Origin of the sequence: Mesorhizobium sp. M0317 (assembly GCF_040321555.1) — a bacterium.
In the GTDB taxonomy this organism is placed as follows: Bacteria; Pseudomonadota; Alphaproteobacteria; order Rhizobiales; family Rhizobiaceae; genus Mesorhizobium.
This window is the reverse complement of record NZ_JAMYRV010000050.1, coordinates 20,837-33,621: the sequence shown is the minus strand read 5'-3', so window position 1 is coordinate 33,621 and position 12,785 is coordinate 20,837. Positions and strand designations below refer to the sequence as shown.

6 protein-coding genes are annotated in these 12,785 nt (G+C 60.5%); 3 read left to right on the top strand and 3 right to left on the bottom strand.

The window, feature by feature from the left end; all coding sequences use genetic code 11:
• Positions 1-208: 208 nt before the first annotated feature.
• Complete coding sequence (locus NKI88_RS26855; protein ID WP_352658420.1) at positions 209-925, bottom strand: hypothetical protein; 717 nt, start codon at positions 923-925, stop codon at positions 209-211.
• Between the two features lie 389 nt (positions 926-1,314).
• Positions 1,315-6,336 (bottom strand): NACHT domain-containing protein, encoded by a 5,022-nt coding sequence (locus NKI88_RS26850; RefSeq protein WP_352658418.1) that lies wholly within the window; start codon positions 6,334-6,336, stop codon positions 1,315-1,317.
• Positions 6,337-6,491: 155 nt separating this feature from the next.
• Between NKI88_RS26850 and NKI88_RS26845 the strand changes: the two genes are divergently transcribed.
• From NKI88_RS26845 to NKI88_RS26835, 3 genes are all read left to right on the top strand, one after another.
• Positions 6,492-6,935, top strand: a complete 444-nt coding sequence (locus NKI88_RS26845; RefSeq protein ID WP_352658416.1) for a hypothetical protein — start codon at positions 6,492-6,494, stop codon at positions 6,933-6,935.
• Entirely contained in the window at positions 6,908-7,432 is a 525-nt protein-coding gene (locus tag NKI88_RS26840) for a hypothetical protein (protein WP_352658414.1), read from the top strand. Before NKI88_RS26845 ends, NKI88_RS26840 begins: the two co-directional genes overlap by 28 nt.
• A gap of 437 nt (positions 7,433-7,869) precedes the next feature.
• Positions 7,870-11,670 (top strand): hypothetical protein, encoded by a 3,801-nt coding sequence (locus tag NKI88_RS26835; RefSeq protein WP_352658412.1) that lies wholly within the window; start codon positions 7,870-7,872, stop codon positions 11,668-11,670.
• 394 nt (positions 11,671-12,064) lie between these two features.
• On the opposite strand, the gene scpB is transcribed toward NKI88_RS26835, so the two are convergent.
• Positions 12,065-12,784, bottom strand: a complete 720-nt coding sequence (gene scpB / locus NKI88_RS26830) for an SMC-Scp complex subunit ScpB (RefSeq protein ID WP_352658410.1) — start codon at positions 12,782-12,784, stop codon at positions 12,065-12,067.
• Between the last annotated feature and the right edge of the window lies 1 nt (position 12,785).

Genomic DNA, 12,785 nt, shown 5'->3' with positions numbered 1-12,785 from the left:
CCTTGTCCCAACACACTCAGTAGCGTTGCTTCATGTAGTCCGGCATCACGAACCGCTGCACATAAGGTCGCGACCGCGAGTGGTTCATCGCATTCCAATACATGGCGACCGCGACGGGCTCGGGGAGTTTTTCTTGCATACACCGGCTCGTCCATAGCACTGGGAGCCCGCCAATCTTCAGCAGAAGGCGATGGCGGGCGAATAGTCGTCAGGAGCTCACCTTGCGCCCCCAGAAATCAGCGCTGAAATTGTTCAGCCCGTCATGGTCACCGAGCCTAACCTCAAACTGACCAGGAATGCCCGCTCCGTCATGGCCCGCCCGGAAATAGTCGCGCACTGACCAATGAGCCAACCGCTCAAAGTGCTCCCATTCGTGAAGCAGGTCATTCTCACGGTTCTCCGCAAGCTTCCTGGCGCTCGGCTTTCGCTTAGGCTTCGGCTGAGCGAGTGCATGATACTCCAAACGGGGCCGGACCTTGTGCTTGAAGACAATGGACCCGGAAGTCCATTCATCCCCGGTCGTCCGGCGCCACCGGTAGCTGACGCGAACTTGCATGTTTTGGGTCAGACCAAATGGAGGCATCGCCGGATCGTAGACAAAAAATAGCTGGCTCTCGCGTTCCTCGACCTCCAAGCGTTGCTTTATCTGGGCGAACGCAAAAGTCATATCACTGCCGGCCTTGTGAGCAGAATATAGCGTCTCTTCCCGCTTCTTGGCCGACTTCGCGATCCTATATGCCGCAAGCGCTCGATCGAAGTACCGAAGCTTGGTGGCCACGTACTCTCCGCAGTCGTAGAGTGGTAGGCCGCTGAGTTTTCCGAGGTGCTCTGACCTCATGGCCTGATCAACCAAGTCATGAAGCTCGCCGCTATTGATCGCATCGATGGCCTGCTTCTCGCGATCACTTAGATTTATCAGCCCCATCGCGTTCTCCGTCCGCACAGATCACACCGTGACGTTCAACGGATTTGCGGTATCTGGCAACACCCCATGTTGGAAAGCGCCCCACAAGCCACAGATCAGATGGCCCCCACGCCCTGTATCGTCCCCGTCCGGTGATTTAGGTTGAGAGCCCGTCGACCGGCTGCTGCGCTTCATCGCCACGCACGCGCAGGTAGGCGTTTGATGCGCTCTTAGAGCGCGAGCGCCACAGCTACCTGCCTTGCCACGAGATACGATGCCAGCGCCAGGAACCGCTGCGCGCGCCTCCCGATTTTGCTCCAGCGCGGGGCATTTTCATGCAGCACAGATATCGATGACGAGCGCGCCTCTCATCCCTCTGCGATCCCGCCAATACTATTCGCGGTTCTCGCCTACTCTAAGAAAGTTCCGAGCATCTGCCGCAGTGTCGTCGTAGATCCGGAGAACACATCAAAGACAGCGCTTGGAATAGCCTGTTCGCTTTCTCGCACGAGCTCGCGGGTAATCGATGCCCGAAGTTGGGCATCGACTCCAATTGCGCCGTGTATCCATGACAGCAATGCCATCCTTACGGCCGCAGATGGGATTCCCTCCAAGGCCGATGACAATTTCGATTGCAGCTCTTTATCGGCGATAACGCGTCGCGAAACGGCGGATGGCCAAGACATTGTTCGATATGGCTCTGCAGTTAGCTCGAATGTGGTGACCTGCTCGCGCGCGTCCTCGACAACATTGTCCGCGGACGCCAGTGCGGCCATCAGGCGGAAATGCGTCGGCAAATCGTAGCGCTCGCCGATTGCCTTCTCCCGGAGCGTGCTTGTCAGTTCCGGATCAGAGTGGCGCACCGCCAACTCGGCGAGCGCACCGGCAGCCGCGCCGTGTGGGTTCTTGCGGAAGGATTCCAGCACGTCGCTTCTCATCTCGCGGTCATCAGCAAACTGGTCCGCGAATATCTCTGCCGCGAGCAATCCGGCCTGATAGTCAACGACGCGCTTGGGGACCAGTTGAGACAATACCAGGCCGCGCAGCCGTTCGCTGGCAGGCTCAAACTTGGCCACAGCACCCATCAGCACATGCGGCTGGACATTCGGCGCCGCATCGATCGTTTTCATAAGGGCGTCGTAGAGCTGTCTCGCGTTCGGGTAGATGGGATCGAGAAGGTCGAGGGTCGCCTCGGCCGTCAATCCAAATCGCTTCATTACCACATCGGGGTCGTCGAGCGCCACGAGTAAGCCGGGCCAGAGACCGAGGATACGACGCAGATAACGGTCATCCCCTCGCCGCACGGAGCGGGAGATTGGGAGTTCAAGAGCTTCGGTCCGGTCGGTCTTAGCCACAAAAATGTCGAAGCTGCCTGCAATACCAAGGGAGATCGCTGCGGCGCTGCGGCGCGCCTCATAGTCATGACCGACGGCTTCCAAGTCCGCGTCCAGGCGAGCAATGTCAGCCGCATCGATTGCATGTAGCGCCACCTTGATCTCAGTCGCACTGATCGTTGCTTCGCTCGAGACCGAGCCGTCCGAGTCTTCTCGCGCGGCGTCTATTAGATCGAAAGCACGTGAATCGCCTACGCCGGCCTTGCGGAGACTTGTCACTAGCGCGAGGCGCGCGTCCGCCTGCAACGGAACGAGCACGCCGAGCATGCTTGAGATCATCTCATCGTCGCCGCGGTAACTTAGGGCGACAGCCCCGATTTCCCCATCGCGACGCCGCAATTCACCTAGCGCCATATTGCGGACCTCTGTCCGGCTCGGAAAGGTAAGGATCATCTGTTCCCGCCATTGATCGCGATAGAGCGGTGCTTTCATTGCCTCGCGCGACTTTAAGCAGACGCCAAATGCCTCGTCGTCATCGCTTCTCACGCCTACCTCGCGCAGCGCAGGGAACAGAAAATCAGCCCGCTCGACCGGTCCACGAAGTGCCCCGAGAAACGCTTTGCGGCATGCCGCCGCGTCATCAACGATTGCCGGCAACAGATGCGCTACGAGCGCAATATCGGCTGGCGCGGCGTCCATGAAGGGGAGAAGCACGCCCCGCACCTCCGGATCATCGATCCCCCACACTTCGACGAGAGCCTTCGCTGACCAGAACTTGAAACCGTTCCGATCTTGCTTGAGGTCGGCAATGAAGCGCGCCTTGAGGCTCTCAATTTTTGTCCGTTTCGCAACCCAGTAGAAGTCGAAGTTCGGAAAGTAAGCCTTTTCTTTCTGGGTCAGACCTTCGACGGTCTCCAGCAGTCCGCTTGTCCACTTGATGCGGTCGGCGGGAAAACCGTCAGGGCCAAAAATCTCCCTCTGCAACCAATTCTGGCCCAACAGCGCGTGCAGTCCAGCCTCGACCAAAGGGTGCTCCGGATCGCACATGATCAAAGCAGCGACGAGCGGCTTGAGATCGTGCGGGTTCTTATATTCGGGATTTCCAATGCTCCTTACGAGCTTCTCGATGAAACGGTCACGCTGCGTGTCGACGAAGTGCTGCATCAGCCAGGGATGAGGCAGCCCGCCCATAACATGCCGCGTCGCCAGCATCCCGTAGAAGTGGTCAAGATCAGCCTCATCGCTTTCATTGCGCACGGCACGAATACGAATAGCCTCGATAGCAATAGCTCGATCCACCGATCCACGGCCCAACGCCGCAAGCCGTCCGGTTTCTTCGTCTTTGTTCCAGCCGCAGCACAATGCGTAGAGCAGCGAGGCGACGGCGCTGGGCGACGGAGCTCTTGCCAGTCGCGACAGGAGATCCGATTTGATATCGGCATTGCCCTCCGCCAACACCGACAGCATCTCTGCGGCAGCCTGCCGTGTCGTTTCCTCATCGGCATACAGGCTGCGCATCAATACCGGTATGCATTCGGGTTGACGGCTAGCGGGCCAACCCCGCATCGCGCGCAGGGCCGCTGCGCGCCTCCACCCGTGACGGTTGGGAAGCCACTGAGAAAGCTTGCCGACACATCGCGTCCCGAGCGCTTCGGAGTGCAGCCCGTCCACTATGGCGGACAGCAGGTGAGTTTCCCGCTTTCCGAACGCAACCGACTCCACTTCGACGAACAGCCGCTCGGCAATTGCAGTCACAACCGGAATGTCATGCGCCAGATCGGCGAATGTCGCATCGGTCAGGAGCGCGTCCCGCGTCCCGCGGCCAAGTTCGTCATCGAACGGTGCAGCCGCGATCGACTGGATGAGTTCTCCAACCTCGGCTTCGCTGCGCGTGAGATGAAGAAGATACAAGATGGGCTCGCGCCAACGCGGCCGTGCGGCATGCGTCCGGACAAATTCGATCCGGTCCCCGAGCGGACGATGGTTGATATGACGGGCCGCAAGAAATTCCTGAAATGAAAGGTGGAGGAAGCCTACCGCGTCAGTCGTTTTGCGTGACAGCAAACCCGCGCGTTCCTCGGCGAAAGCAAAGATTTCGTTCGCCATCTCCTCCGCCGGGTCGATTCCCAAGCCTGACTGGCGCGCCGTAAGCATGGCTCCTGCGCGCGCAATGGCCGCCTCTACGCTTGCCGCATCAGGGGTATCGCCGGCCAATTCTGCCGCGTGAAGCGCATAGGCGAAATCATCGAGGATGCGGTCACGTTGCCGGGGTGGCAGACCGGGTGAGCGTGCCGTCGCCAAGGCAGCAACATCGCGGCGGCGCGGCTGGTGTTCGACAAGTTGCGCCACGACTTCCTCGATAGCGGCAAGCCGGCTACGCGGCAGCGCCTTTCCATGCCGATGCAGACCGAGGAGAGCGAGCAAGAATAGCGGTGTCGCTGACAATGAAGCGATACCTGGGCTTTGATGCAACGCTTCCATGAATGTGCGGGTCCGGTTCTGGGACTGGATCGCAATTCGAACAGGGTCAACACCATCTTCCTGTTCGAGGGTTTCGATGACCCTGAACCACAGTTGAGCAAGCTCCCCCTGCTGGCGTACATTGAGCGTCGCCAGCGATACGACAGGCCACGCCGCCGGCAAGGCACCGAGCGTTCTCAGCCCGTGAGGCCGGGACGTTGCAATCACCGGCAACTGCCTTGCATCCGCCTGAGCGAAAAGTAACGCCGCGATTGTACGCGCCGCGACCGGATCTTGGGCCTCGTCGATGCCATCGACGAGCAGCAACGCCTTTCCGCTGACCAGCGCCTTCTTGGCGTCCGAACCAAGTTCGGATTCGCCGCGCGCCTCAAGAAACCCGACGACCGCAGCTTCGAGTCCAGGAGGCGCCGCTCCCCCGCTAGCCATGCGAGCCCACAGCGCGAATGGCACCCAAATTGGAACAAAGCCCGCATAGTGTTTCTTGACTGCTGGAAACCGCGGGTGCGCTGCAAGCAGGTCAAGTGCAACCGCTCGAAGCAATGTGGTTTTGCCGGACCCTGCCTCACCAGTGATGATGATCCGGCGTTCGGTGTCGAGTAGACCGTCGAGCGCCACGCGCTGTTCAGATGATACGGTGCGTGCTCGGGGCGAATCCCTCGTCTTGTCCACTCCGATATTTACTTGAGGCTCGCCTGGAGGCTGGTCTTGCTGGCGTTCGTCAGCCGGTGGAGCGCTCACGGACTGGCCGTGGCGGGAGCTTACCAATATGTCCGGTTCGACAAACCGTTCTTGAATTGGTAGGGCTGGAATTGGCTTGCCAAGACGCCCTAGATTGGCGATGGGCAGGCCGGGATCGACCGCAGCAATCCACGAACCATAGACTGTGCGCAGCCGTTCGCGAAGCGCCGACCGATCTGGTGCCGACAGGCGATCCTTGAGGCGATCGAGCGCCTCGGGTGGGCAGACCTTTTCCACCCAGGCGCGCCCGAAGAAGTCATCGATGATCTCAGGCTGCACGACGAGCTCGTGTGTGAGATCGCCCGCGTCGAAAGGCTCGAAGGCGGTGTTTCGGGCGCCAAGTTTGTTGCGGCCGCGCTCGATCGCATCGATGAGACCGGTGGTCTCCAGCGGGCATGCAAACGCCAGCACCAGCCGGCGCGCCTTTTCGGCCCAGACATCGGCAAGAAAGATTTCTACCGCGCGATCGATGTCCCCGGGGCGCGCCGTCTCGTAACGTTTTGTCTGCCAGACTTCGTAGGCTCCATCATTCAAGCGGACGAGAATGTCGATGCCATATTGCTTCTGGCCAGGTGTCCCGTAGACACGGGCTTTCTCGACATGCCCGGAAGCGCCGGCGAGCCTGCAACATAACCGCTCGAAATTTTTCCATCCTCGCTCAAGGAACGGCAACCTGTCCGCGCGCACCTCGACCGGGGGCGGGATCGTTCCGCCTTCCGGCTCAGCGCGCAGCCACGCAGGGTCTTCTTCGAAATTGGGCGGCAATGTCGGCTTTCGCTTTGGCATGCGGCGATGTTCACCTAATCCGACACGTTTGTCATCGCCTACAAATTCCTTGTGAATCAACGGGCTAAAGACCGTCCGCAACCCGCCGCTCAACCTGCTATCCGGGTCCGCCCATTTAGGCATCGGTTCACAGAGGCACGTCGCCCCTATTAACGAACGTGGTAGCCGTGACGCTTGCTCCTGGTTTGACGAAAATTGGCTACAAACGAAAGCCGGTGTACTCTTCTAACTAAAGAAGAGGGAGGCATATGCCGGTTCTCGACATCTACATTGGCGGCCTGATCGAGCATGATTCCGATCGTGCCGTTCTAAAGACCGTCGTTACCCTCCTTGCCGGCGATCTGCGCTCGGCGGTTGTGCTGGCGAATCTACACTTTGCCGGGCGGCAAATTGACCTTGTCGTCGGTCTGCCAGACAAGACGCTCGTCATCGAAGCCAAATCCTATCGGGTCGGTGCGAGGCGAAACGAACGGTCCTTGGGCGGTGCAAGTTGCATCCGGCGCCTGGAAGCCGATCGCCAATCTCTACCAACAGACGCTGGATGCGAAACTCGCGCTGCGGGACGCCATGAGCGCCTTCTCGCAAGAGCATGTCGGGTATCCCGCAGCAGCATTGGTGTTCTGTCCAACAGTCCCATATCGCCTTGGCGCGACTTCAACGCGACATGCCTGATAACGGTACCGATGGTTTGACGGATGCCCAAAAAACGCTGAAGGCATGCGCCGAAATTCTCTATTGGGTCAATCGCTGCGATCTACCGCAAGACCGCCGGCGAGCTGCCTGCGAAGCGCCCCTCGCCGTCCTGCTTACGCATGAGGCGGGCACCGCGGTCAGTTGTCTCCGCGCCATCTGGCACGCGTTCCACAGCTTCGAATTGCTGGAGGATCATCGATCGCGAAAGCTTGGGCAAGAACCCGTGCTGATCTCGGTCGCGTCTTCCTTCCCGGAAGAGGTTGCCGAAATGTGTAGGGCGTGCCTCAAACATCCCGAGCGTCAGAAGGGATATTTCGACTACTTTGAGCTGCGCGAAGCATTGACCCCCGCCATCAGCATGCTTGGTCAATATGGCAACCTGGCGGATATTGCCACGCTTCGCCAACTCGCTGGACTGGAGCAGCTTGGATCGTCGGCGCTTGACGCCATTCGGTGCATCGAGGATCGTTTGATGACGGCCCGATTAGCGGGCTGACGTTGCTGGGTGTGTCCGTCAATGACATGCTTCGGGAGCAACCGACGCCGGCAGCGCATAAACGCCAAGCTCCTTCAGACGATCCCCGCGTCCCATTCCTGATTACTTTCTAACTGTCGTTAGACCCTCAGGCGCGTTGGTTCGATTCTCGATTTCCAACTTGCCTCACAAACGTGAGAGTATGCGATTTCGGATGTGGCGATGAAATTGCGCGTCTGCACGCCGCGCATGATCCGTGCTGAGCACAGTGGAAACTGACTGAAGGACGCATCACCTTCGCCAATCGTTTTCCAAGGACGCCAAGCTCACACCCTCAGGCGCTTGCCGTCGAAGCGCGTCGCTTCGGTATTTGATTAGACCTGTTCTCTTTATGCGTGCCGAAATCCCGACGTTCGGCCAATATTTGACCGGAATCACGCGCGTGCCTACCCTTCGGCATGTTTGAAATCACCGGTGACGACATTGCTCTTTTGAACGACGGGGACCTTCGATCTCTCGTCGCTCTCCTTTGCGAGGCGGAATTACGCCGCCGTGGCCTTCCTGCTTCGGCGGTGACCTGGGGCGGCAATCAGACCGCCGCTGATGGCGGCCTCGATGTCCGCGTTTCGCTCCCCGCCGGAACGCCGATCGACGGGTTCGTACCGCGCGCCGCCACGGGCTTTCAGGTGAAGAAGCCGGATATGCCGCGCGGCGAAATTCTCGCGGAAATGCGCCTGGCAGGAACGGTAAGGCCCGTCATTCAGGAATTGGCGGCGCAAGTCGGCGCCTACATCATTGTCAGCGCAACCGGATCGACTGCGGACGGGGCGCTTGCCAACCGGCGCAAGGCGATGGCGGATGCGGTCAAGGATATCGCGCAGCGGGATCAGCTCGCCCTCGATTTCTATGACCGCGGACGCATTGCGACATGGGTACGCGGTTATCCGGGCCTTATACCGTGGGTCCGCGATCGCATCGGCAAGTCTCTGTTGGGTTGGCAACCCTATGGCTCTTGGGCGCATACGCCTGTCGGCAGCGACGATAGCTACCTTGCCGATGACGCATTGCGCATCCAGACCGGCAGCACTGAGAATGGCGATGGCGTCACCGCACTCGCTGGCCTTGAGAGAATCCGCGACCTTCTGGGCCAACCCGGTAAGGTTGTGCGTTTGGTCGGACTTTCCGGCGTCGGGAAGACCCGCTTTGTCCAGGCGCTTTTCAATCCAGCCGTAGGCGCGCGCAGTCTCGATCCGTCGCTTGCCGTTTATGCCGACATGGCGGACACGCCCGATCCGCAACCGATCGCGCTCGCCAGCAATCTGGTCGCCCAACGCATGCGCGCAGTCCTGGTCATCGACAATTGCCCGCAGGAACTGCACCGGCGGCTTTCGGAACTCGTCCGCACTGCCGGCAGCACGATCAGCGTAGTCACCGTCGAATACGACATTCGGGAGGACGAGCCCGAGGGCACGGACGTCTTCGGGCTGGAACCGTCATCGCCCGACCTCGTCCAGAAACTGGTCAACCGTCGCTTTCCGTCGCTCTCCGACGTCGAAGCACAGACCATTGCCGAATTTTCTGGTGGGAACGCGCGGGTCGCCTTGGCGCTTGCGGCAACGGTAGGCAAGAATGAATCGCTTGCCGGACTAACCGATGACGGCCTTTTTCGGCGCCTGTTCCAGCAGCGGCATGAGCACGACAGCGGGTTGCTGCTAGTGGCGCAAGCTTGCGCGCTGGTCTTCTCGTTCGATGGCGAAACTGTCACTGGCGACGAGTCCGAGATCGTCCGTCTGGGTGGCCTGGTCGGAAAGGCCGCTGCCGAGATCTTCGCCGGCGTTGCCGAGCTTCGCCGCAGGGACCTCGTGCAGCAGCGCGGAATTTGGCGGGCAGTGCTGCCGCACGCCATCGCAAACCGCCTTGCCGCGGTGGCGCTCCAGAACATACCTTGGGCAACCATTGAAACCCAACTCGTCAACGGCGCCTCGGAACGGCTGCTCAGATCATTTTCGCGGCGTCTCGGCTACCTTCACGGCAGCAAGGAAGCGGTCGCTATCGTTGATCGTTGGCTTGGTCCCGATGGCTATGTGGCTGACATCGCCAATCTGAATGGGTTCGGACGGGCGATCCTAGAAAACATCGCGCCTGTGGCGCCGGCGGCCGTCCTCGATGCGATCGAGCGCGCAACTCGCGGGCCTGACAGCGAGACAATGCGGGAAAATGGGCGGCATCTTTTGCGGCTCATGCGTTCGCTTGCGTACGATCCCGAATTGTTTGATCGGACGGTCGCCCTCCTGGCAAGCTTCGCACGTCCGGAGGCCGATGGCGCGCGCGACGAAGCGACCGACGCCGTAGAATCCCTGTTCTACCTCTATCTCTCCGGCACGCACGCCAGTGTCGACCAGCGCCTGCGCGCGGTCGAAACCTGGCTGCGTTCAAGCGATCCGGCCGACCGGGCGCTAGGCATTCGGGCGCTGGGCGCAATGTTCGAAGCCTATCACTTCACGTCCTCATACAACTTCGATTTTGGCGCGCGGCCGCGCGATCACGGCTACTATCCGCGAACGGATGCCGAAGTGCTTCATTGGTTCGAGTCCGCGCTGAATTTGGCCGGAACCCTCGCGACCGCGGACCATCCCGTAGCCCCGGCCATCCGCGCGCTGCTGGCGGATAAGCTCCGCGGGCTATGGTCGTCTGCCGGCGCATTAGATGCACTCGAACGGACGGCCAGGGCAATCGCGGCTAGCGGCTTTTGGCGCGAAGGATGGATTGCCGTCCGTCAGACCCAAAAGTTCGATGGCCAATCCATGCCCGAGGGGATAGCTGCGCGCCTGGACGCTCTTGAGAAGCTTCTCCGGCCTGCCAACCTCATCGAGAACGTCCGAGCGATCGTCATGAATCGCAGGGGGATCGGCGCCATTGATTTCGATGATATCTATGGCCCTGATGATGACATCGAGGCTGAAACCGCGCGCACTGAGCGCATCATATTGCAGCTTGGCGAGGAGCTGGCGCATGACGCAGATGCCTTTGCCACCTTGCTCCCCGAGCTTGTCAGCGCCGAAGGGCAATTGTGGCTGCTGGGACGCGGCATGGCTCAGGCTGCGCCTGATCGCGGCGCACTTTGGGACGTCCTTGTCAGCGAGTTGGCGAAGACACAGGAATCCAATCGGAATGTTCAGGTGCTGCGCGGAATTCTACACAAGGTTGCGGAACACGATGCCGCCGCAGCCGACGGGCTTCTTGATGCGGCTTTTCTTCATGACACATTGGCATTGTGGTTTCCGACCCTGCAATCGGCCGTGCCGATCAATTCACGAGGGATGAGGCGTCTCCGTGAATCGCTCGCAAGCAACACGGCGCCGATCGCGCGGTTTCATGTGCTGGGTTGGGGCCGGGCAACCGACGGGATCGACCCATGCGAGCTAGCCGATCTGATCGTGGCGATCGCCGACAAAGCCGGTGGCTTCGACGTAGCTATTGAAATTCTTTCAATGCGCTTTCACGCCGACCGCACGCAAAAGAACGAGCCATCGCCGCATAGTCTGGAAGCTGGGCGCGAGCTTCTCCGGCGTATCACCTTCGGCGACAAGAACGACCGCGAGGATCATCGATTGGGGCGAATTGCGCAGTTGTGCCTTGTTGGCGATGCCGGGGCTTCCATAGCTCGCGATCTCGTTGGAAAGTTTCTGGAGGCGACGAAAGACCACAAGACCCAAGCCTACTATCACGACGATCTGGTGAAGGGCGTCGTTAAAGCACAACCGGTTGCCGCGCTTGACGGGCTCTTTGACGGCGATGCGGCGCTGCGCAAAAGCGGCGTGAGAGCTATCGAGGATATGACGCACATGCATGGCAATCCGTTGGATTCCGTGCCGGATGATGTCCTCATTGCGTGGTGCGAAGCTGAAGCCGCGATTCGCTATCCCGTCGCCGCCGCGACGGTCACGCTGTTCCGCCGACCCGACGAAAAGGCACCGCTGCAATGGACCCAAGCGGCGCGGATGGTGCTGGAAAAAGCCCCGGACCGTGTGCAGGTCTTGGCCGAATTTCTGCGGCGGTTCCGGCCGCGCGCTTGGAGCGGCTCGCGCGCCGCGATCATCGAGTCGAACGTGCGCATGCTGGATGGGTTGGATTTTGGCGGTGACGCCGCCGCGATCAGCTTTGTCGAACAAGCAAAGAAGGGCCTTGCAGACGCGGTTGCCGAGGAACAGCGGTGGGAGACACAGCGCGACCGTGGCCGAGACGAGCGTTTCGAATAGCGACGCTGGAATCGCCGACAAGAACGCGTGTGGGCGTCCGCCAGAGCGAACCTGGCTCTCGAAACAGCGCCGCGCGAAGAGGCGTCTCAGCCATGCGGCTTCGATCCCTCGCGCGCACGTAAGGTGAGCGACAAATGCTCCGCTTCCTCTCATTTGACGAAGGGGCCGCCCCAGGAATATCGGCGACTACGCTCGTGAGAGTACATTCCAGAGGTTGACCGGCCTCACTATGGTTTGAGCGCCCGACCCGGAACCGCTCCTTGTCCGAAATATGCCTACGAATTTCGGACAACGGCGCCAAAGAGCTCCTGGCCGCTGTGTGCTGGGGCGATGAGCCTATTGAGAAGCCGCTAACATTCGCAACGGCGGCAGGCTGCTGCGCGGCAGCGAGCAGCTATTCCTCGACGTCGACGTCGGCGTTTTGATGGCTGGAGGAAAAGTCCGGCATGATGTCACCAGCCAGCAACTTCTCCTTCGACAGCAGGCCTGCATCCTCGAGCGCCTCGAAATCCGGCAGGGCGCGCAGCGTATCAAGGCCGAACTCCAGCAGGAATGCTTTTGTCGTCACGTAGGTGTAGGGCGCGCCCGGTGTTGGGCTACGCGGACCGGAAGCGATCAGGCCGGCACCGCGGAGATGTCCGATCAGGTCGCGAGAAATCTCCTTGCCGAAGAAAGACGATAACTCGGCGCGGGTGATCGGCTGGAAGTAGCCAATGCACATCAGCACCAGCACCTCTGACTGCGTCAGGTCCACAGCACGCCCGCTACCACCGGCGGCCGTGCCAAATGCACTGCGGATGGCGTCGGCATAGGCCGGCCGGGTCAAATGTTTCCAGCCGCCGGCGACGGCGACCAGGTCATAGGGGCGACCGCGCAATTCCTCGCGGATGTCGTCGATCATCAGCTCAATGCTGCAGCTCTTTCCCACAATGCGGCCAAGCGTCTCGCGGCCGACCGGCTCACTGGCGGCAAAGATAGTGGCCTCAACGCGGTTCATCCACTCGCGCCAACGCGCTTCCGGCGGCAGGTGATCCAGCTCCCGGTCAAACAGCTGGTCAGCTGATCGACGGTCATCTGACCGGCTCCCCCCTCGCCTGCGTGCTGCCTCCACCATA